Source organism: Brevundimonas sp., from assembly GCF_032055285.1.
GTDB lineage: Bacteria > Pseudomonadota > Alphaproteobacteria > Caulobacterales > Caulobacteraceae > Brevundimonas.
The window spans coordinates 343,985-364,641 of sequence record NZ_DAMBRE010000002.1; the positions used below are offsets into that span (position 1 = coordinate 343,985).

Below are 20,657 nucleotides of genomic sequence, written 5' to 3' on the forward strand. Positions count from 1 at the left end.
GAAAGGGCGGCATGCCGCCCGAAACTCCGCGCAGGTATCTTGTTTCAATGACCGCCCCCTTGTTCAAGGGCGTGATCACCGCCTTGATCACACCTCTTCGTGACGGAAACGTGGACGAAGGGGCTTTTGAAAAACTCCTGGAACGCCAGATCGCTGCTGGCGTCCATGGCGTCGTCCCGGTCGGAACGACCGGCGAGAGCGCTACCCTGAAGATGGACGAGCACAAGCGTGTCATCGAGCAGTGCGTGAATATTGCGGCCGGTCGCGTGCGCGTCATCGCGGGCGCCGGATCGAACGCCACGCATGAAGCCATCGAGCTGTCGTCCTTCGCCAAGGAGGTCGGCGCCGACGCGACCCTGGTGGTGACGCCCTATTACAACAAGCCTTCGCAGGAAGGCATGATCGCCCACTTCGAGGCGATCTCCGACGCCGTGCAGATCCCCATGCTGCTGTACAACGTCCCCGGCCGTTGCGGCGTCGATCTGTCGAATGAGGCGGTCGCCCATCTGGCGAAGAATCCGAACATCGTCGGCATCAAGGACGCCACAGGCGATATCTCGCGGGTCAACTGGATGCGCCGCCATATCGACGGACCGTTCGACCTGATCAGCGGTGATGACACCACCTGGCTAGGCTATGCCGCCAGCGGCGGCGTGGGCGTGATTTCGGTCACCTCCAATGTCGCGCCGGAAGCCATGGTGGCCATGTATGACGCGGTCGCCGCCGGCGACTACGCCACGGCGCGGGCCTGGCAGGATCGTCTGATCGACCTGCACAAGGGGCTGTTCCTCGATAACTCGCCTTCGCCGGCCAAGTATGCCCTGGCCAAGCTCGGCCTGTGCAGCGAGGAGGTCCGCCTGCCGCTGTCCCTGACCCGCGACGCCGTGAAGCCCGCTATCGATCAGGCCATGGCGGAGGCCGGAGTCATCTGATGGCTGCTGATGCGCCCAAGAAGGTGATCGCCGAGAACCGGCGCGCGCGCTTCGACTATTTCCTCGAGGACTATATCGAGGCCGGGATCCAGCTGCTGGGCACCGAGATCAAGGCGCTACGCGACGGTCGGGCCAATATCGCCGAGAGCTATGCGGCGGTGGAGGGGCGCGAAATCGTCTTGGTCAACTCGGACATTCCGCCCTACAAGCAGGCTAACCGGTTCAACCACGAGCCGCGTCGCCACCGGAAGCTGCTGCTGCACCGCAAGCAGATCGACAAGCTGATCGGCGCCGTCCAGCGCGACGGGCGGACGATCATTCCGGTGCGCCTGTACCTCAATGAAAAGGGCAAGGCCAAGCTGGAGATCGCTCTGGCCAAGGGCAAGAAGCTGCACGACAAGCGCGAGGCGTCGGCTGAACGCGACTGGCAGCGCGACAAGGCTCGGCTGCTGCGCGACAAGGGCTGAGTTTGCGGTTCCGCTTTGCGGCGAGACCGACGCGCGATAAACGACAATTCCTGGGGCGCGTCTTGCGGAGTTCATGGTGAAGATAGCCGAACGCTGGTTCGTGATGGCGGGCGTCGCCCTGCTGGGCGGCATCGCCGTGGCCGGTCTGGTTGTGGCCATCTATGCGGCCTGGGTCCTGCACGACATGCCGGATGCGTCGGAACTGGCGGACTATCGCCCGGCGACGGCGACGCGCGTCTTTGCCGGCGACGGCACCCTGATCGGCGAATTCTCGGACGAGCGGCGCATCTACGTCACCTATGACCAGGTGCCGGAGCGGGTGATCCATGCCTTCCTGGCGGCCGAAGACAGCCACTTCTTCCAGCACGGCGGCATCGACGTGTCCGGTATCGGCCGGGCCATGTTCAAGAACGTCTTCAACGTCCTGTCGGGCCGACGTTTGGAGGGCGGCTCGACCATCACCCAGCAGGTGGCCAAGAACGTTCTGCTGACCAACGAATCCAGCCTGAACCGCAAGCTGAAAGAGGCGATTCTTTCCAGCCGTCTGGAAGCGACGCTGACCAAGGAACAGATCCTCGAACTGTATCTGAACGAGATCTACCTGGGCTATCGCTCCTATGGCGTGGCCTCGGCCGCTTACAACTATTTCGGCAAGTCGCTGAATCAGCTGACGCCCGACGAGGCGGCCTTCCTGGCGGCCCTGCCCAAGGGTCCGAACAACTATAACCCCAAACGCCACCCCGAGGCCGCCAAGGGCCGCCGCGACTGGGTGCTGGGCGAGATGGCCGACAACAGGTGGCTGACGCATGAGGAGTTGACGACGGCTCTGGCTCGTCCGCTGAACACCCGCTCTGCGCCGCGTCGCGCCGAATACGCGGACGCCGACTTCTTCGTCGAGGAAGCGCGCCGACGCGCTATCGGCCTGTTTGGCCAGGAAGAGGTCAACCGCGGCGGCTACTACATGCGCACGACGCTGGACCCCCAGTTGCAGTCCGCAGCCCGCGAAGCCCTGATGAACGGCTTGGAACGCTATGACCGTCGTCACGGCTGGCGCGGGGCATGGGGCACGACCGACTTCGCTGCGGGTTGGCAGGCCGAGGCGTTGAAGAAGAACTCTCCGCCCGAACGCCGCACCTGGCAGGCCGCCGCCGTCGAGAGCGTGGTCGGCAACAATGTCCGTATCCGCACGGCCAAGGACGACCGCACGGGGGCATTGGTTGTCTCGGACGCCGCCTGGGCCAACGCCAACCGACCGCTGAAGCGCGGCGACTTGATCTTCGTCGAACCACAGGGCGGCCAGTTCGCCCTGAAACAAGTTCCCACAGTAAACGGCGCCCTGGTGGCCATCGAGCCGCAGTCGGGGCGTGTCCTGGCCATGGTGGGCGGCTATTCCTACGCCCTGTCCAGCTTCAACCGTGCGACCCAGGCCCGTCGCCAACCGGGTTCGGCCTACAAGCCCTTCGTCTATGCTGCGGCGCTGGAAGGCGACTTCAACCCGACCAGCATCGTGCTGGATGCGCCGATCAGCTTCCCGGGCGGCGCCAACGGCGGTCGTTGGACGCCAGAGAACTACAGCCGCCAGTATTATGGGCCGCAGACCTTGCGTCGTGGCCTTGAGCTGTCGCGCAACGTCATGACCGTACGTCTGGCCCAGGCCGTGGGCATGAGGAACATCGTCGATCTCTCCAAGAAGATGGGCGTGGTCGACGACATGTCCCCGAACCTGGCCATGTCGCTGGGGGCAGGGGAGACGACGCCGTACCGCATCACCGCCGCCTACGCCGCCTTCGTCAACGGCGGGCGCAAGATCGACCCCTATCTGATCGAGATGGTGCAGGACCGGAACGGCCAGACCATTCACCGGGCCGATCGCCGTCAATGCCGCGACTGCAGCCGCGGCTTCAGCGGCCAGGAATCGCCGCGTCTTCAGGATCGTGGAACCCAGGTGATCGACCCCATCACCGCCTATCAGATCAGTTCAATGCTGGAGGGGGTGATCCAGCGTGGCACGGGCGCTAGCGCACGCGGCCTGGGTCGCTGGGTGGGTGGCAAGACCGGCACCACCAACGAATATCGCTCGGCCTGGTTCGTCGGCTTCTCCAGCGATGTCGTGGTCGGCGTCTTCGTCGGCTTTGACGACAACCGCTCGCTGGGCGGCGGCGAGGCTGGGGCCGCGACGGCCGTTCCGATCTTCACCGACTTCATGCAGGTTGCGCTGAAGGAGCGTCCGGCCCGGCCCTTCGTCCGGCCCAAGAACGCCGTCTTCCGTACGGTCAATGGTATCGAGGAAGCCTTCCGTCCAGGCACCGAACGTCATGTCCGCGAGGATGCGCCGCGACCGGTTCAGCCGGAAGGGCCGCAAAACTATTACGACGTTGTTCGCCGCGAGCAGGAAGCAGCCAAGGGGCCGGCGCCGTCCACCGCGGTTCCCGCACCCGTGGCGCCGCCTCCGCCCAAGAAGGAGCCCGCCGAGGACTTGAGCGGACTCTACTGAGGCTCTAGTTAGACCCATCAACCGGCGCGCCTGTCCGCAGGCGCGCCGTTTATTTTCGTTGCTTTCCCTATCGGTCCGCACGCGATGCGGCCTTGCTTGAGGGAAGGTGTTTGTTCGCAGGAGTTTGCGATGAGACCGGATGTCGAGGCCATGAAGGTCGACATCGAGCAGAGCGTCGCTCTGCTCAGGAGGCGTCTTTGACTGGGATGTCTCACTTCGAAAACTGGATGAGCTGAACGCTCGGGTCGAAGATCCGACCCTTTGGGACAACCCGGAACAGGCCCAGGCCGTCAGCCGGGACCGTTCGCGCCTGGAAGGTCAGATCAACAGCGTTCGTGCGCTGGAAACCGATCTGGAAGAGGGCGTCATGTTGGCTGATATGGCCGACGAAGAGGGCGACGAGGCCACCCTCGAAGATGCGCGCGAACTGCTGCGCGGGGTCAAGGATCGCGCCGCCCGTGCCGAACTGGAAGCCCTGCTGTCCGGCGAGGCCGACGGCAACGACGCTTATCTGGAAGTGAACTCCGGCGCCGGCGGCACCGAGTCCAACGACTGGGCTGGCATGTTGCTGCGCATGTACTCGCGCTGGGCCAAGGCCCACGGCTACGAGGTCACCATCGAAGCCCACGAAGAGGGCGAACAGGCGGGGGTCAAGTCGGCCACCATCCTGATCGAGGGCCCGAACGCCTATGGCTGGTTGAAGTCGGAATCGGGCGTGCACCGTCTGGTTCGCATCAGCCCCTATGACGCGGCGGCCAAGCGGCACACCAGCTTCGCCTCCATCGGGGTGTCGCCGGTCGTGGACGACACGATCGAGATCGACATCAACCCGTCCGACGTGCGCACCGACACCTATCGCGCGTCCGGCGCAGGCGGTCAGCACATCAACAAGACCGACTCGGCCGTGCGTCTGACCCACGTTCCGACCAATACGGTTGTGGCCTGTCAGGCCGGACGTTCTCAGCACCAGAACCGCGACATGGCGTGGAAGATGCTGCGCGCGCGTCTGTACGAATTGGAACTGCAGAAGCGTGAGGCAGCGGCCCAGGCCCTGGCTGACGCCAAGACCGACATCGGATGGGGTCACCAGATACGATCCTACGTCCTGCAGCCGTACCAGATGGTGAAGGACCTGCGCACCGAGGTCGAGACCTCGGACACGCAGGGGGTTCTGGACGGCGACCTGGACAGGTTCATGGGCGCAGCCCTGGCCGCCCGGGTCGGCGAGACCCGCGACGGGAACTAAAAAAGGGGCGGCCTGCGGGCCGCCCCTTTTCATTTATCCGATCCGCCAGTTCAGGCGGCGGGCTTGGCCTCGACCTTGTCGGGCTTGGCGTTGGCGGCGGGCTTTTCAGCCTGGGTCGGCGCGTCCAGCATATTGGCGCCCGGCGTGTCGCGCTTGGCCTGGGTGCAGCGCCCCTGGAACCAGGCGCCCTGTTCGATGGACAGTTGCTCCTGGGTGATGTCGCCCTCGATACGAGCGGTGGCGAACAGCTTGACCTGCTTGGCGACGATGGCGCCCGAGACGCGGCCGCGCACGTCCAGAACGTCGGCGTGGACAGTGCCCTCGACCGAGCCGCCTTCACCGATGGTGACGCGCACGACGCGGATGTCGCCCTTCAGCGAGCCATCGACCTGAAGCTCGCCGGCGCCCGAGATATTGCCCTCGTATTTCACGCCGGCCGACAGGGTCGACAGGCTGGACGAGCGCGAAGCCGCTGGGCGCGAAGGCTCAGGCGCGCGCGGCGCAGCAGCCGGCGAGGGCGTGGCGGCGGGCGTCGGCTCAGGCGCGGGCGGGATGCCCAAGCCGCTGGACGGGCCGTTGTCGAAGGGTTTGCTCTTGTTGAACATGGTGCGCTCCGCATCTCGCCAGCAAGGCCGGCCTAATCCTACTGTAGCCCCTTGGCGGCAGTTAGGATCAGGTCGGCGACGGAGGCAAGCTTGGCCTCAGAGCATTCCGCGGATCAAAGCTTCTGGGCCGCTTCCAGCACCTGTTCGGCGTGACCCTTGACCTTGACGCTGCGCCAGACGCGGCGAACCATGCCCGCGCGGTCAATCAGGAAGGTGGCGCGTTCGACGCCCATGTATTCGCGGCCGTAGAGCTTCTTCATGATCCACGTGCCGTAAGCCTCGCAGACCACGCCGTCTTCGTCAGAACCCAGCACCACCTTGAGGTTGTGCTTGGCCTTGAAGCGGTCCAGCTTCTTCACTGCATCGCGCGAGACGCCGATGACGACGGCGTTGGCGGCGGCGAACTGATCGACCAGGGCCGAGAAGTCCAGGCCCTCGGTCGTGCAGCCGGGGGTGTCGGCCTTGGGGTAGAAGTAGAGGACGACCGACTTGCCCTTCAAACCGTCCAGCGTGACGCGGCCGTCGCCGTCGATGGACAGGTCGAACGCGGGGGCGGCTTGGCCTTCGGTGATGACGGTCATCCTCTTTGCTCCTTAGACCGGCCGCACCAGGACGATCTTCTTCTTGCCGGCCGCCAGCTTCAGCACGCCGTCGGCATTGACGTCCGCGTCTTCGATCAGGCGCGCGCCGTCGGCGATGGCTTCATCGTTCAGCCGCAGGCCGCCGCCCTGGGCCAGGCGACGCGCCTCGCCGTTGGACGTGGTCAGACCCGCCTTGGTCACAACAGCGGCGATCATAGCGCCGATCACCTCGTTGCGCGCCAGTTCGACGGTGGGCAGGTCAGCCGACAGCTGGCCCTTCTCGAAGGCGGCCTCTGCAGCGGCGCGGGCGGCCTGGGCGGCTTCCGTGCCGTGCAGCATCGAGGTGGCTGCGTCGGCCAGGGCCTTCTTGGCCTCATTGATCCCGGCGCCTTCCATAGCCTCAAACAGGGAGATCTGATCAAGCGGCAGGTCAGTGAACAGGCGCATGAAACGGCCGACATCGGCGTCCTCGGCGTTGCGCCAGAACTGCCAGTAGTCATAGGGGCTCAGTTGCTCGGCGTTCAGCCAGACGGCTCCTTGCGCCGTCTTGCCCATTTTGCCGCCCGAGGCCGTGGTCAGCAGGGGCGTGGTCAGGCCGAAGGAGGCCTTCTGGTCCACGCGGCGCACCAGGTCGACGCCCGAGGTGATGTTGCCCCACTGGTCCGAGCCGCCCATCTGCAGCGTCACGTTCAGCGAACGGTTCAGTTCCAGGAAGTCCACCGACTGCATCAGCATGTAGTTGAACTCGAGGAAGGTCATCGGCTGCTCGCGCTCAAGGCGCAGCTTGACCGAGTCGAAGCTCAGCATCCGGTTGACGGTGAAATGCGTGCCGTAGTCGCGCAGGAACTCGACGTAGCCGAACTTGGACAGCCACTCGTCATTGTCGACCATGACGGCGTCGGACGGGCCGTCGCCGAAGGTCAGGAACTTCTCGAACACGGTCTTGATCGAGGCGATGTTGGCCTGGATCGTTTCATCGGTGAGTTGCGGGCGCGAGGCGTCCTTGCCGGTCGGGTCGCCGACCTTGGTGGTCCCGCCGCCCATCAGGACGACGGGCTTGTGCCCGGCCTGCTGCAGGCGACGCAGCATCATGATTTGGATCAGGCTGCCAACGTGCAGGGACGGGGCCGTGGCGTCGAAGCCGATGTAGGCCGTCACGATCCCGTTCGAGGCGGCCTCGTCCAGCTCCACCGGGTGGGTCACCTGGTGGATGTAGCCGCGCGATTGCAGGGTCTTGAGGAAGTCGGACTTGAAGGCTTGGTCGGTCATGGACGGCTCCGTAGCAGGGATGCCGGCGGCCGTCTTCCTTTCGGGAAGTCGTACCGCCAGCGAAGGCGGCACGAGATCGCGGCCGCTCGCTAGCTCAGCGAACGGTAATACAGGCCGGAAATGGCGCGGACGGCGATCATGGGCGCTAGCTACGGCGTCCGCGACGTGGCAGTCAACCCGCCATGACGACCTCCTCCTCGACCAAGACCCTTCGTGTGCTCGGCTTCATGACCGGCACCTCGCTCGACGCCGTGGACATGGCGGTGATCGAAACCGACGGCGAAAACATCATCAGCTTCGGCCCGGCGGGCGAGATGAAGCTGGACGCCGAGACCCGCGCCATCGTCGAGGACGCCATCGAGGACGCCCTGGACTGGGAGCGCGAAGAGGAGGAGCCCGACAGCTTCGAGGACGCCCGCATGGCGGTAGCGGACGCCCACCTGGCGGCGGCGCTCGGCTTCATGGCGGTGAACGGGGTCAAGGCCAGCCAACTGGACCTGGTCGGGGTGCACGGCCAGACGGTTCTGCACGAAGCGCCGACGCCGGAGGCGCCGGGCCGCACGGTGCAACTGATCGACGCCCTCAGCGTGGCCGAAGGGCTGGGCGTGCGCACGGCCTATGATTTCCGCAGCGCGGACGTCGCGGCGGGCGGGCAGGGGGCCCCGCTGGCCCCTGTCTATCATGCGGCCCTGGTGAAGAAGGCGGGTCTTGTCGGGCCGGTCGCCGTGCTGAACCTGGGCGGGGTCGGCAACATCACCCTGATCCGCGCCGACGGCGGTCTGGAGGCCTTCGACACCGGCCCGGCCAACGGCATGGTCGATCTTCTGGTCCAGTCGCGCGGCAAGAAGCGCATGGATGAGGGCGGCGAGCTGGCGGCGGCGGGAGCCATCGATCAGGCGGTGCTGGACGCCTATCTGGCCCATCCCTATTTCGCGGCAACGGGCCCGAAGTCTTTGGATCGGTTTGACTTTTCGCTGGACCCGGTCGCGGGTCTGTCGCTGGAAGATGCAGCGGCGACGCTGACGGCCTTTGCCGCCGAGGCTGTAGCTTTGGGCGTGGCCCGTTGTTCCGAGAAGCCGACCAAGGTCGTGGCCTGCGGCGGCGGGCGGCACAACCCGGTCCTGCTGGCGGCCATCCGCGAGCGGGCGGGGGTGCCGGTGACGACGGCCGAGGACGAGGGCTGGCGTGGCGATTCCATCGAGGCCGAGGCCTTCGCCTTCCTGGCCGCACGCTGCCTGCTGGGCTTGCCGATCAGCTTCCCCGGCACGACGGGCGTGCCCGAGCCCATGACCGGCAGCCGCATCGTGGAGCCTGGCGAACAGTGAGCCTGATGCAATCCCAGCGCTTCTGGGGCGTCGCCAGCGGCATGGCGGCGGGCGCTCTATGGGGGCTCGTTTTCTTGGCGCCGAAGGTCGCGCCCGAGGCTTCGCCGCTGATGCTGACGGCGGGGCGCTACCTCGCCTATGGCCTGATCGCGGCCCTGTTGATCGCGCCGCGCTGGCGGCGGGTGACGGCGGCGCTGGATTTCAAGGCATGGCGGGCGCTGGCCTGGCTGAGTCTGGCCGGCAACATCGTCTATTTCGCCTTCCTGGTGGTCAGCGTCCATTTCGCGGGCGTGGGAGCCTCGGCCCTGATCGTGGGGATGGTGCCGGTCGTGGTGGCGCTGTGGGGCTTGAAGGACAAGGATTCGCCGCCCCTTGCTCGCGTGGCGCCGCCCATCGCGGTGGCGGCGCTTGCGGTCGGCCTGATCGGCTGGGAAGCCTTGAGTCAAACCGGAAGCAGCGCTCACGGCGGGGTTCAGACCCTTATCGGCCTAGCCTGCGCCTTGGCGGCCCTGCTGTCATGGTCGGCCTTTGCGGTCGGCAACAGCCGCTGGATGGGCCGCTTGCCCGATGTCTCGCCGCACGACTGGTCCTTGCTGACTGGCGTGGTGACGGGCGGGTTCGCCCTGCTGCTGGCCGTTCCGGCGGTTCTGACCATGGGCGTCTGGTCCGGCGAGGCCTGGGTGCGCTTCCTGGGCGTTAGCATCGGGGTGGCAGTCGTGGCCTCCATCATCGGCAACGCCTTCTGGAACCAGGCCAGTCGTCTTCTGCCGCTGACCATGCTGGGCCAGATGATCGTGTCCGAAACCCTGTTTGCCTTCCTCTACGGCTTCCTCTGGGAAGGGCACGGACCGACCATTATCGAGATCGTGGCTATGATCCTGATGGTGATCAGCGTCGTCTGGTGCGTGCGCGCGCATCGCCCGGCGGCGGTCGCTGCGGCGGAAGGGGAACACTAGGTCGCAGTCGGGTGGCTGAACGACCTCGCTGTTTCCGCGTTGGCTTGTCAGCGGACCGGGCCCCTCTGGCGACCTTGTCGTGATGTCGGGCCGCGCCGGTCGCCTGTTCGGGCGTCGGCGGCGTTAATGGTCCAGAGGCGCGGATGGAGTTTCTGACGGTCGAATGGATGGGCAAGCCTGCCTGGATGTGGGCGGCCTTCCTGGTGGTCGTGGTCGCCTTGCTGGCCTTTGACCTCGGCGTCTTGCATCGCAAGGCGCACGAGATTGGGGTGCGCGAAAGCTTGCTGCTGTCGGCTTTCTACATCGGCGTGGCGCTGTTGTTTGGGGTCTGGGTCTGGCTGCGGCTGGGGGTGGACAGCGGGCTGGACTACCTGACCGGCTACGCCATCGAGAAGAGTCTGGCGATGGACAATGTCTTCGTCATCGCCATGATTTTCAGCGCCTTCGGCATTCCTCGCCTGCATCAGCACCGGGTGCTGTTCTGGGGGGTGCTGGGGGTCATCGTGCTGAGGGCCGTGATGATCGCGGCGGGGGCGGCCCTGGTCAGCCGGTATGAGTGGGCGCTCTATGTTTTCGCCGTTTTCCTGATCTTTACCGGCGGACGGATGATCGCCACCAGCCCCAAGGAAGAAGCCGCAGCGGGACGTGGCCTGATGAACTGGCTGATCCGACGTGTGCCAGTCACGGACCAGTTGCACGGCGCGCGCTTCTTCGTGCGCGAGGACGAGGCGGGGCGATGGGTCTGGCGCGCGACGCCCCTGTTTCTGGCCCTGGTGACGATCGAGTTCGCTGACGTGATCTTCGCGGTGGATTCCGTGCCGGCGATCTTCGCCATCACGACGGACCCCTACATCGTCTACACGTCCAATATCTTCGCCATTCTAGGCCTGAGAGCGCTGTATTTCGCCCTGGCGGCGGTGATCCACCGCTTCGCCTATCTGAAGCAGGCGCTGGCGATCCTGCTGGTCTTCATTGGCGGGAAGGTCATCGCCGCGCCGCTGATGGGGCTGGAGAAGTTTCCGCCGGCGATCTCGCTCGGCGTGACGGCCGCCATCCTGGCCGCAGGCGTTCTGTGGTCAATGTGGAAGACCCGGGCCGAAACCCGGGTCGATACATGAAGTCCGGTCAGGCTGGGTTCTCGGCCAGTCGCTTGTCCAGATAGGCGCCGACGCGACGGTCGACGGCGTCGATATGGTCCTGCCAGAAGTGGCTGGCGCCTTCTTCCAGTTCGTAGTCGATGACGATGCCCTTCTGGGTGCGCAGCTTGTTGACCACGCGCTCGACCTCGACCGGCGGCACCACGGTGTCAGCCGTGCCGTGCAGGAACAGACCCGAGGCCGGGCAGGGGGCCAGGAAGCTGAAGTCGTACATGTTCGAGGGCGGCGACACCGAGATGAAGCCGTCCGTCTCGGGGCGGCGCATCAGAAGTTGCATGCCGATATAGGCGCCGAACTGATAGCCGGCGACCCAGGTTTGCGTCGCAGCGGGGTTGTTGGCCTGCAGCCAGTCCAGGGCGGTGGCGGCGTCGGCCAGTTCGCCGATTCCGCTGTCGAACTCGCCCTGCGACTTGCCGACGCCGCGCGAGTTGTAGCGCAGGGTGGCGAAGCCACGCTGGACGAACAACTGGTGCAGCGTCACCGCCACCGGGTTGTTCATGTGCCCGCCCGCCTTGGGGTGTGGGTGCAGGATCAGGGCGATCGGCGCGTTGGGGCGCTTGCCGGGCGAATAGCGGCCTTCGATACGGCCCGAGGCGCCGGGAAGAATGACTTCAGGCATGGATCAGCGGAATCCTGTCTTCAACTGTCGTTTCGCGGGCGGACAATACTTGACCAACGCAGTAGGACTTTCTAAGTCCGCTCGGCGTGGCGCACTTGTCTGCGAGGGCGCGGGTTCTAGCACATGAGCCCCGAAAAGCGTGAAATTTTTGAGGGCTTTCTATGCGCCTGTCGACAAAGGGACGATACGCCGTGATGGCGATGGCCGATCTGGCGCGCAATGGCGCGGACCGGGCGGTGTCGCTGGCCGAGATCGCCACGCGTCAGGAAATCTCCCTCAGCTATCTGGAACAACTGTTCGCGCGCCTTCGGAAAAGCGGTCTGGTCAAGAGCGTGCGCGGTCCTGGCGGCGGCTATCGCTTGGCGCGCGAGGCCTGCGAGACCGCCGTGGCCGAGATCGTTCTGGCGGTCGACGAACCGATCCGCGCCACCCGCTGCGTCGGCGCCGGATCGCCCAAGGGCTGCATGATCAAGGGCGAACGCTGCATCACCCACCATCTGTGGGAAGACCTGGGTCAGGAGATTCATCGCTATCTGGCCAGCGTCAGCCTGGAGGATGTGATTCAGAACCGCACGGGTCAGGCGCGCATGGGCGCCGCCCCGGTGGCCGCAGGCATGGAGGCGGCGGCGTGAGCGTCTATCTGGACTACAACGCTTCGGGGCTAGTGCGTCCCGATGTGCAAGAGATCATGGCCAAGGCTCTGGCCGACAACGGCAACCCGTCGGCGGTTCACGCCGCTGGTCGCCGGGCGCGGGCGCGCATTGAGACGGCTCGGGCGCAGGTGGCTGAGCTGGTCGGGGCTGACCCCACGGCCGTGGTCTTCTCCTCGGGCGGCACGGAATCCAATGCTCAGGCCATCGTCAGCGCCCTGGCGGCGGGCTGCGAGCGGCTGATCGTCGGCGCGACCGAGCATCCTTGCGTGGCCGAGGCGGCGACGGCGTCGGGTGCGCCGGTCGAGGTGCTGCCGGTCGATGCGAACGGCGTGGTCAATCTGGTCTGGCTGGCCGGGGCGCTGGCGCGTCCGGGTCGGGCCGTGGTGGCCATCCATCACGCGAACAACGAAAGCGGCGTGATCCAGCCCATCGCCGAGGCGGCGGCTTTGGTGCGCGTGGCCGGCGGCTGGCTGCACGTCGACGCTATCCAGTCGGCGGGCAAGGTCCCGGTCGATATGCGGGCGCTGGATGCGGACAGCCTGACCTTGTCGGCGCACAAGCTGGGCGGGCCGCAGGGCGTGGGCGCTCTGGTGCTTAAGGAAGGCGTCGCGGCCGTGCGGATTTTGCATGGCGCCGGTCAGGAACGCGGCCTGCGCGCCGGGACCGAGAACGTGCCGGGCATCACCGGGTTTGGAGCTGCCGCCGATTGCGCCGCGCGTGATCTGGATGAGGCCATGGCGCACGTCGTCTGGCGCGATGCGGCTGAAGCCAAGGTCAAGGCGGCGGGCGCGACCATCATCGGCGGAGCGGTCGAGCGCCTGCCCAACACCCTGTTCATGGCCGTCGAGGGTTGGGACAGCCCGCAACAGCTGATCACCCTTGATCTGGTCGGGGTCATGGTTTCGGCCGGTTCGGCCTGTTCGTCGGGCAAGGTCAAGCCATCCAAGGCGATCAGCGCCATGGGCCTGGATCTTCTGGCGACCGGGGGCGTGCGCGTCTCCGGCGGTTGGGGCACGACCGAGGCCGACTGGGACCGGTTCGCCGAGGCCTGGGTCACGGCCTGGAACAAGCACAAGGCGCGCCTGTCTGAGCGCGTGAAGGAAGTCGCGTAAGTCATGGCTGCTGTTAAAGAAACCGTCGAAGCTGTCGCTGCGCTGGAAAAGTATGCGCACGGCTTCACCTCGGACATCGAGCAGGAGTTCGCGCCCAAGGGGCTGAACGCCGACATCGTCCGCTTCATCTCCGAAAAGAAGGGCGAGCCGGAGTGGATGCTGGAGTGGCGTCTGGCCGCCTATGAGCGCTGGCTGGCGATGGAGGAGCCGACCTGGGCGGCGGTGAAGTACGAGCCCGTCGACTATCAGGACCTCCACTACTACGCCGCGCCGAAGCAGAAGGAGGGGCCGAAGTCGCTGGACGAGGTCGATCCCGAAATTCTGGAGGTCTACAAGAAGCTGGGCATCCCGCTGAAGGAGCAGGAGGTTCTGGCCGGCGTTCAGGGCGCGCCCAAGGTGGCCGTGGACGCCGTGTTCGACAGTGTCAGCGTCGTGACCACCTTTAAGGAAGAACTGGCCAAGGTCGGCGTGATTTTCATGCCGATTTCCGAGGCTTTGCGCGAATATCCTGATCTTGTTCGTCAATATCTCGGCTCGGTCGTTCCGGTGTCCGACAACTATTTCGCGGCCCTGAACAGCGCGGTCTTTTCCGACGGATCCTTCGTCTACATCCCGCCGGGCGTGCGTTGCCCGATGGAGCTGTCGACCTATTTCCGCATCAACGCCAGCCAAACCGGCCAGTTCGAGCGGACCCTGATCATCGCCGACAAGGGCAGCTACGTTTCCTATCTGGAAGGCTGCACCGCGCCGATGCGCGACGAGAACCAGTTGCATGCGGCGGTCGTGGAGATCGTGGCCCTGGACGACGCCGAGGTGAAATACTCGACGGTCCAGAACTGGTACCCCGGCGACGCCGAGGGCAAGGGCGGCATCTACAACTTCGTCACCAAGCGTGCGGACTGCCGCGGCGACCGGTCGAAGGTTAGCTGGACCCAGGTCGAGACCGGCTCGGCTGTCACCTGGAAATATCCGTCCTGCATCCTGAAGGGTGAGGAAAGCTCGGGTGAGTTCTACTCGATCGCCATCACCAACGGACATCAGCAGGCCGACACCGGCACCAAGATGATCCATCTGGGCAAGAACTCGAAGAGCCGGATCATCGCCAAGGCGGTGTCGGCGGGCAAGTCGGACTCGACCTATCGCGGTCTGGTCTCGGTGCATCCCAAGGCGACGGGCGTGCGCAACTTCACCCAGTGCGACAGCCTGCTGATCGGCAAGGAGTGCGGCTCGCACACCATCCCCTATATCGAGGCCCGCAACGGCTCGGCCCAGCTGGAGCACGAGGCGACGACGACCCGCCTGTCGGAAGATCAGCTCTTCTACGCCCAGCAGCGCGGCCTGTCGGAAGAAGAGGCGGTGGCCCTGCTGGTCAACGGCTTCGTCCGCGACGTGATGCAGAAGCTGCCGATGGAGTTCGCCGTCGAGGCGCAGAAGCTGGTGGCGATCAGCCTTGAGGGGAGCGTGGGGTGACGCTTTCTCCACGCGATCAAATGGAGTCCGAAGAGTGGACGCAAGATGGGGCGTTCGCTGGTAGCGATGGTCGCCTTGTCCGCTGCTATGACGACGTCATCCTGTCTCGCTCAATCCCTGTTGAAGGCGGCGTAGGGACCGACGTCGAAGAGGTGCCGCCGGGCACCATTGGGACCGTGCTGTTCTATTCCACCGGCCCTGTCGGAGTAGCCCAACTCGAGTGCTACGTCGGCGAAGACGCTTTCACCTTCGGCTACGAGGAGCTCTCGAAGCTGAAGCTACACATGACGAACGAAGAGAAGTACGCGCGTTGACCCTCTCTATCTCTAACCTCCACGTCTCGGTCGCTGATAAGCCGATCCTCAAGGGCCTGACGCTCGAAGTGCCGGCGGGCGAAGTCCATGCCGTCATGGGGCCGAACGGGGCCGGCAAGTCGACGCTGGGCTACAGCCTGTCGGGGCGTCCCGGCTATGAGGTCACCGACGGTTCCGCCTCGTGGAACGGTCGGGATCTGCTGGACCTGGACCCCGCCGAGCGTGCGGCGGCGGGCGTCTTCCTGTCCTTCCAGTATCCGATGGAGATCCCCGGCGTGCCGGCCATGACCTTCATCCGCACGGCGCTGAACGCCCAGAAGCGCGCGCGCGGCGAGGAGGAGGTCTCGGCCCCCGCCTTCCTGAAGCAGGTCAAGGCGGCGTCGCAAGCGCTGAAGATGGACTTCGACATGCTGAAGCGGCCGCTGAACGTCGGCTTCTCCGGCGGTGAGAAGAAGCGGATGGAGATCCTGCAGATGGCCCTGCTGGAGCCGTCGCTGCTGATCCTGGACGAAACCGACTCGGGCCTCGACATCGACGCCCTGCGCATCGTGTCGGAAGGGGTGAACGCCCTGCGCCGCGCGGATCGGTCCATGCTGGTCATCACCCACTATCAGCGCCTGCTGGACTACATCAAACCGGACAAGGTGCACGTGCTGGCCGCCGGCCGCATCGTCGCCTCGGGCGGTCCCGAACTGGCGCTGGAGCTGGAGGCGGAAGGATACGACAAGTTCCTGCCGACCGCGGCATGAGCGCACCGCCGCAAATCGACCTCACCAATGCCGAGACCTTCCCGTCGCGGCGCACGGAAGCGTGGAAATACAGCGACCTGAAGCGCTGGCTTCGCGAAGCACCTGAGCCGTCGGGCACAGCGCTGGTCGGCGCGCCGGGGCCGTTCTACGACCTGGGCGGCGAGGCGATCGTCTTCGCCAACGGGCGTCCGGTCGGGGTCACGGACTTCATCGCCTCGGGCGTGCAGACCCTGCGTCTGCGCTTCCTGTCGAACGCGGTCGGCACCGGCCATACCGCCTCGGCCCGCATCGCCGCCCGTCCGGGCGCGCGGCTGCTGCTGCTGGAGACGCACGAGGGGAAGGGCTCGGCCTATGTCGCGCACAACAAGATCGAGATCGACGTCGCCCGTGACGCCGAGGTCACGCGCATCGTCCTGATTGAAGAGCCCGAGGACGCCATTTCGGTGATCAACGCCGAGGTGCGGCTGGAGGCGGGCGGCCGCTATCGTCAGACCGTGGTCACGACCGGCGCCAAGCTGCAGCGCATCGAGACGCAACTGAGCCACGGGGCCGAGGGCGCTGACGCGCGTCTGGACTGCCTTTATCTGCTGAAGGGTTCGCGCCACGCCGACCTGACGACCGTGGTCGATCACCGGGCCGCCGACGGCACGACCAGCCAGCTGACCAAGGGGGTCGTCCACGACACGGCGCGCGGCGTGTTCCAAGGCAAGATCATCGTCGAGCGCGGGGCCGACGGCACCGACGCCCGCATGGCCCACAACGCCCTGATCGCCAGCGAGCGCGGCGAGATCGACGCCAAGCCCGAACTGATCATCTATGCCGACGACGTGCAGTGCGCGCATGGCAATACGGTTGGGACGCTGGACGAGAGCGCGCTCTTCTACATGCAGCAGCGCGGCATTCCGGCTGACGAGGCGCGCGCCCTGCTGGTCCAGGCCTTCTTGTTCGAGGTCGTGGATCGCATCGAGGACGAGGCGGCCAGGGAGGTTGTGCGCGCATGGCTGACGGCTCGCTTGTGAAGACCTTTGATCCCTACGCCGCGCGGGCGCAGTTCCCGATCCTGTCGCGACAGGTGAACGGCAAGCCTCTGGTCTATCTGGACAACGCCGCATCGGCGCAGAAGCCGCGGGCGGTGATCGACGCCCTGGTGGCGTCGATGGAGGGCAGCTACGCCAATGTCCACAGGGGTCTGCACACCCTGTCGAACGAGGCCACCGAGGCGTTCGAGGCGGCGCGCGAGATCGTCGCCCGCTTCCTGAATGCGCCCTCGGCCGAGAACATCGTCTGGACGAAGGGCGGGACCGAGGCGATCAATCTGGTCGCCAACGGCATCGGGCTGAGCATCGAACCGGGCGACGAGATCATCGTCACCGAGATGGAGCACCACTCCAACATCGTGCCGTGGCACCTGTTGCGCGAGCGCAAGGGCGCGGTCCTGAAATGGGCGCCGATCAACGACGACGGTTCGCTGGACATGGACGCCTTCGCCGCCCTGTTGGGGCCGAAGACCAGGGTCGTCGCCGTCACCCACATGTCGAATGTATTGGGCACCATCAACCCGATCGCCGAGATCACCCGCCTGGCCCATGCGGCTGGCGCGCGGGTGCTGGTCGATGGCTGCCAGGGCGCGGTTCACGCCACGCCGGACGTTCAGGCGGTCGGCTGTGACTGGTATGTCATCACCGGCCACAAGCTGTACGGCCCGACCGGCGTCGGCGCCCTGTATGGCACGACCGAAGCCCTTGAAAGCCTGCCGCCCTATCAGGGTGGGGGCGAGATGATCGAGACGGTCGAAAAGGACCGCATCACCTACGCCACGCCGCCGCATCGGTTCGAGGCGGGAACGCCGCCGATCCTGGAGGCCATTGGTCTGGGCGCGGCGCTGGAATGGCTGTCGGGCTTTGACCGTCAGGCCGTGGCCGCGCATGAGATGGCGCTTTACGACCACGCGCGCTCGCGACTAGCCGACGCGGGTTGGCTGCGGGTGCTGGGCGAGGCCGAAGGGAAGGGCGCGCTGCTGACCTTCGCCGTCGAGGGCGCACACGCGCATGACGTGGCCCAGATCATGGACCGTTACGGCGTCGCCGTGCGAGCGGGTCTGCACTGCGCCGAACCGCTAGCGAAAAGACTAGGCGTGACCTCGAGCACGCGCGCCTCCTTCGCCCTATATAACACCGTGGAGGATACAGACGCCTTCGTGGATGCGCTGATCAAGGCGCGGAACTTCTTCGTGTGACGAGTATGGACGACGCCAAGACCGAAACCGCCATCAGCGACAGCGACGCCTTCGCCGCCAGCTGGGACGAGCCGCAGAAGAGCGCCCTGTCTCAGGCCGAGCTGGACAGGCTGACCGACGACCTGATCGAGGCGCTGAAGACGGTGTACGACCCGGAAATCCCGGTCGACATCTATGAGCTGGGCCTGATCTACAAGGTCGACGTGTCCGATGACCGCGATGTCCTGGTCGAGATGACGCTGACGGCGCCGGGGTGTCCCGTGGCCGGCGAAATGCCGGGCTGGGTCGAGGCGGCGGTCATGAAGGTCGAGGGCGTGCGCAGCGCGCGGGCCAATCTGGTGTTCGACCCGCCGTGGGACTCCTCCAAGATGAGCGACGAGGCCAAGCTGGCCCTGAACATGTTCTGAGGACGCATCCATGACCGAGCTTCAGACCGCCACCCGACCGCGCCGTCCCCGACCTAAGGCCGTGACCCTGACCGACGCCGCCGCAGAGCGTGTGCGCGAGATCATGACCAATGCGGAGAAGGACTACGTCGGCCTGCGCGTCGGGGTGAAGAACGGCGGCTGCGCCGGGCAGGAATACACCTTCGCCTATGCCGAGCAGATCGAGCCGTTGGACGAGGTGGTCGAGGACAAGGGTGTCACCATTCTGATCGAGCCCAAGGCCGTGCTGTTCCTGATCGGCTCGGAGATCGACTACGAGACGACGAAGCTGGCCTCCAAGTTCGTGTTCCGCAATCCGAACGAGACCGACGCCTGCGGCTGCGGCGAGAGCGTGACCATCATCCCCGCCGCCGCCCTGGATGCTGACTGACATGATCCGACTGGAGGGGGTGACCCGGCGCTATCGCAGCGCGGCGGGCGAGCGCACGGCGCTTGACGCCGTCGACTTGACCATCGGTCGCGGCGAGGTGTTCGGCGTGGTCGGACGCTCGGGAGCCGGAAAGTCGACCCTGATCCGCGCCATCAACCGGCTGGAGACGCCGGACGGGGGCCGCATCTTCGTCGACGATCAGGAGATCACTGCGCTGAAGCCCGTCGAGCTGCGGGCCGCGCGGCGTCGGATCGGAATGATCTTCCAGCATTTCAACCTGCTGAACGCCAAGACCATTGAGGACAACGTCGCCTTTCCCTTGCGGCTGGAGGGGCGGCCCGAGGCCGAGGTGAAGGCGCGCACGGTGGAACTGCTGGCCCAGCTGGGGTTGGCCGAACACGCGAAGAAGCATCCGGCTCAACTGTCAGGTGGCCAGAAACAGCGCGTCGGCATCGCTCGCGCCCTGGCCTGCGGTCCCAGCGTCCTTTTGTGCGACGAGGCGACCAGTGCGCTGGATCCGGAGACGACCGAGGACATCCTGACCCTGCTGGACGGGCTGAACCGCGACCTGGGTCTGACTATCGTCCTGATCACCCACCAGATGGAGGTGGTGCGCCGCGTCTGTGATCGAGTGGCCGTGCTGAAGGACGGCCGGATCGTGGAGCAGGGCGCGACGGCGGACGTCTTCCTGCACCCGCAGAATCCCGTGACCCGCGCCATGCTGGCCGAGGGCGAAGAGGCGTTCGACGCCTCGGTCGTGCCTGCCGGCGCGCGGATGGCCAGGCTGACCTTCCGCGGCGGCTCGACCTATGAGCCGGAACTGAGCCGTGTCGCGCGAACGGTGGGCGTGGACTATTCCATCCTGTCGGGGCGGATCAGCCGCATCCGGGGCGAGCCCTATGGCCAGCTGGTCGTGGCCTTTACCGGCGGCGACGCCGAGGCGGCTGTGGCGCAACTGACCGCGCGCGGCGTGACGGTGGAGAGCGTCTGATGTTCGACAACGTAGATTGGGCCGAGATCGGCCGCGCCACCGTCGACACCCTGCTGATGTTGGGCGGATCGCTGGTGCTGACCGTCATCCTGGGCGTGCCGCTGGGCGTGCTGCTGTATCTGTCGGGCAAGGGGCGGCTGGCGGCCAATCCGGTGCTGAACGCCCTGCTGTCGCTGATCGTCAACGTGCTGCGTTCGGTGCCCTTCATCATCCTGCTGATCGTCATGCTGCCGGTGACGGTGCTGCTGGTCGGAACCTCGCTGGGCGTTGCCGGGGCCATTCCGCCACTGGTCGTGGGGGCCGCGCCCTTCTATGCGCGTCTGGTCGAGACGGCCCTGCGGGAGGTGGACAAGGGCGTGGTTGAGGCGACCCAGGCCATGGGCGGTTCGACCTTCCAGATCGTGACGCGGGCTCTGTTGCCCGAGGCCAGGCCCGGCATCATAGCCGGGGCCACGGTCACGGCCATCGCCCTGGTCAGCTACACCGCCATGGCGGGCGTGGTGGGCGCGGGCGGCCTGGGCGACCTGGCCGTGCGCTTCGGCTATCAGCGCTTCCAGACCGACGTCATGGTCGTGACCGTAGTTCTTCTGCTGATCCTCGTACAAATTCTGCAGATGATCGGCGACCGTCTGGTCGCTAAGGTCTCGCACCGCTGAGTTAGAGAG

At 66.0% G+C, this 20,657-nt stretch carries 22 protein-coding genes; 18 read left to right on the forward strand and 4 right to left on the reverse strand.

What is annotated here, in order from left to right:
- Positions 1-47 precede the first annotated feature (47 nt).
- The 4 genes from dapA (at position 48) to prfB (ending at position 5,139) form a co-directional block, all read left to right on the forward strand.
- Positions 48-932 carry a 4-hydroxy-tetrahydrodipicolinate synthase gene (dapA, locus tag RTY13_RS07255; protein ID WP_312782246.1) on the forward strand — a complete coding sequence of 295 codons (885 nt, stop codon included), beginning with the start codon at positions 48-50 and terminating at the stop codon, positions 930-932.
- Positions 932-1,399 (forward strand): SsrA-binding protein SmpB, encoded by a 468-nt coding sequence (gene smpB / locus RTY13_RS07260; protein WP_312782248.1) that lies wholly within the window; start codon positions 932-934, stop codon positions 1,397-1,399. Before dapA ends, smpB begins: the two co-directional genes overlap by 1 nt.
- Positions 1,400-1,472: 73 nt before the next feature.
- On the forward strand, positions 1,473-3,893 hold the full coding sequence (locus RTY13_RS07265; RefSeq protein ID WP_312782250.1) for a penicillin-binding protein 1A: 2,421 nt from the start codon (positions 1,473-1,475) through the stop codon (positions 3,891-3,893).
- Between the two features lie 129 nt (positions 3,894-4,022).
- A protein-coding gene (gene prfB / locus RTY13_RS07270; protein WP_312782251.1) for a peptide chain release factor 2 occupies positions 4,023-5,139 on the forward strand; the annotation gives its coding sequence in 2 pieces (ribosomal slippage) (positions 4,023-4,091 and positions 4,093-5,139; 1,116 coding nt in all).
- 50 nt (positions 5,140-5,189) lie between these two features.
- Here prfB and RTY13_RS07275 read toward each other — a convergent pair.
- The 3 genes from RTY13_RS07275 to tyrS form a co-directional block, all read right to left on the reverse strand.
- Positions 5,190-5,744 (reverse strand): polymer-forming cytoskeletal protein, encoded by a 555-nt coding sequence (locus RTY13_RS07275; RefSeq protein WP_312782252.1) that lies wholly within the window; start codon positions 5,742-5,744, stop codon positions 5,190-5,192.
- Between the two features lie 113 nt (positions 5,745-5,857).
- Positions 5,858-6,325 carry a peroxiredoxin gene (locus tag RTY13_RS07280; protein ID WP_312782253.1) on the reverse strand — a complete coding sequence of 156 codons (468 nt, stop codon included), beginning with the start codon at positions 6,323-6,325 and terminating at the stop codon, positions 5,858-5,860.
- Positions 6,326-6,337: 12 nt separating this feature from the next.
- On the reverse strand, positions 6,338-7,594 hold the full coding sequence (tyrS, locus tag RTY13_RS07285; protein WP_312782254.1) for a tyrosine--tRNA ligase: 1,257 nt from the start codon (positions 7,592-7,594) through the stop codon (positions 6,338-6,340).
- A 182-nt stretch (positions 7,595-7,776) separates the two neighbouring features.
- On the opposite strand from tyrS, the gene RTY13_RS07290 reads away from it, so the two are divergent.
- The 3 genes from RTY13_RS07290 (at position 7,777) to RTY13_RS07300 (ending at position 10,993) form a co-directional block, all read left to right on the forward strand.
- On the forward strand, positions 7,777-8,919 hold the full coding sequence (locus RTY13_RS07290; protein ID WP_312782255.1) for an anhydro-N-acetylmuramic acid kinase: 1,143 nt from the start codon (positions 7,777-7,779) through the stop codon (positions 8,917-8,919).
- A 5-nt stretch (positions 8,920-8,924) separates the two neighbouring features.
- Entirely contained in the window at positions 8,925-9,875 is a 951-nt protein-coding gene (locus tag RTY13_RS07295; protein ID WP_312782257.1) for a DMT family transporter, read from the forward strand.
- Between the two features lie 143 nt (positions 9,876-10,018).
- Positions 10,019-10,993 carry a TerC family protein gene (locus tag RTY13_RS07300; RefSeq protein ID WP_312782259.1) on the forward strand — a complete coding sequence of 325 codons (975 nt, stop codon included), beginning with the start codon at positions 10,019-10,021 and terminating at the stop codon, positions 10,991-10,993.
- 7 nt (positions 10,994-11,000) lie between these two features.
- Here RTY13_RS07300 and RTY13_RS07305 read toward each other — a convergent pair whose 3' ends face one another.
- Complete coding sequence (locus tag RTY13_RS07305; protein WP_292082821.1) at positions 11,001-11,651, reverse strand: alpha/beta hydrolase; 651 nt, start codon at positions 11,649-11,651, stop codon at positions 11,001-11,003.
- Between the two features lie 161 nt (positions 11,652-11,812).
- Here RTY13_RS07305 and RTY13_RS07310 point away from each other — a divergent pair, with 161 nt between their 5' ends.
- From RTY13_RS07310 to RTY13_RS07360, 11 genes are read left to right on the forward strand one after another with little or no spacing between them, the layout of a single operon-like run.
- On the forward strand, positions 11,813-12,283 hold the full coding sequence (locus RTY13_RS07310) for an Rrf2 family transcriptional regulator (protein WP_312782261.1): 471 nt from the start codon (positions 11,813-11,815) through the stop codon (positions 12,281-12,283).
- Positions 12,280-13,416: a cysteine desulfurase family protein gene (locus RTY13_RS07315; protein ID WP_312782263.1), complete on the forward strand. Its 1,137-nt coding sequence runs from the start codon at positions 12,280-12,282 to the stop codon at positions 13,414-13,416. Before RTY13_RS07310 ends, RTY13_RS07315 begins: the two co-directional genes overlap by 4 nt.
- 3 nt (positions 13,417-13,419) lie before the next feature.
- Entirely contained in the window at positions 13,420-14,886 is a 1,467-nt protein-coding gene (gene sufB / locus RTY13_RS07320; RefSeq protein WP_312782264.1) for a Fe-S cluster assembly protein SufB, read from the forward strand.
- On the forward strand, positions 14,883-15,200 hold the full coding sequence (locus RTY13_RS07325; protein ID WP_312782266.1) for a hypothetical protein: 318 nt from the start codon (positions 14,883-14,885) through the stop codon (positions 15,198-15,200). The genes sufB and RTY13_RS07325 overlap by 4 nt, the downstream gene beginning before the upstream one ends.
- Positions 15,197-15,949 (forward strand): Fe-S cluster assembly ATPase SufC, encoded by a 753-nt coding sequence (sufC, locus tag RTY13_RS07330; protein ID WP_312782268.1) that lies wholly within the window; start codon positions 15,197-15,199, stop codon positions 15,947-15,949. The genes RTY13_RS07325 and sufC overlap by 4 nt, the downstream gene beginning before the upstream one ends.
- Complete coding sequence (gene sufD / locus RTY13_RS07335) at positions 15,946-16,968, forward strand: Fe-S cluster assembly protein SufD (protein WP_312782270.1); 1,023 nt, start codon at positions 15,946-15,948, stop codon at positions 16,966-16,968. Before sufC ends, sufD begins: the two co-directional genes overlap by 4 nt.
- Positions 16,947-18,185, forward strand: a complete 1,239-nt coding sequence (locus tag RTY13_RS07340; RefSeq protein ID WP_312782272.1) for a cysteine desulfurase — start codon at positions 16,947-16,949, stop codon at positions 18,183-18,185. The genes sufD and RTY13_RS07340 overlap by 22 nt, the downstream gene beginning before the upstream one ends.
- A gap of 5 nt (positions 18,186-18,190) precedes the next feature.
- Positions 18,191-18,592: an SUF system Fe-S cluster assembly protein gene (locus RTY13_RS07345; RefSeq protein WP_312782274.1), complete on the forward strand. Its 402-nt coding sequence runs from the start codon at positions 18,191-18,193 to the stop codon at positions 18,590-18,592.
- Positions 18,593-18,602: 10 nt separating this feature from the next.
- A complete protein-coding gene (locus RTY13_RS07350) occupies positions 18,603-19,001 on the forward strand; it encodes an iron-sulfur cluster assembly accessory protein (RefSeq protein ID WP_312782276.1) in 399 nt (132 codons plus the stop codon).
- A 1-nt stretch (position 19,002) separates the two neighbouring features.
- Positions 19,003-19,992 (forward strand): methionine ABC transporter ATP-binding protein, encoded by a 990-nt coding sequence (locus RTY13_RS07355; protein WP_312782278.1) that lies wholly within the window; start codon positions 19,003-19,005, stop codon positions 19,990-19,992.
- Positions 19,992-20,648 (forward strand): methionine ABC transporter permease, encoded by a 657-nt coding sequence (locus RTY13_RS07360; protein WP_312782280.1) that lies wholly within the window; start codon positions 19,992-19,994, stop codon positions 20,646-20,648. The genes RTY13_RS07355 and RTY13_RS07360 overlap by 1 nt, the downstream gene beginning before the upstream one ends.
- Positions 20,649-20,657: the final 9 nt, after the last annotated feature.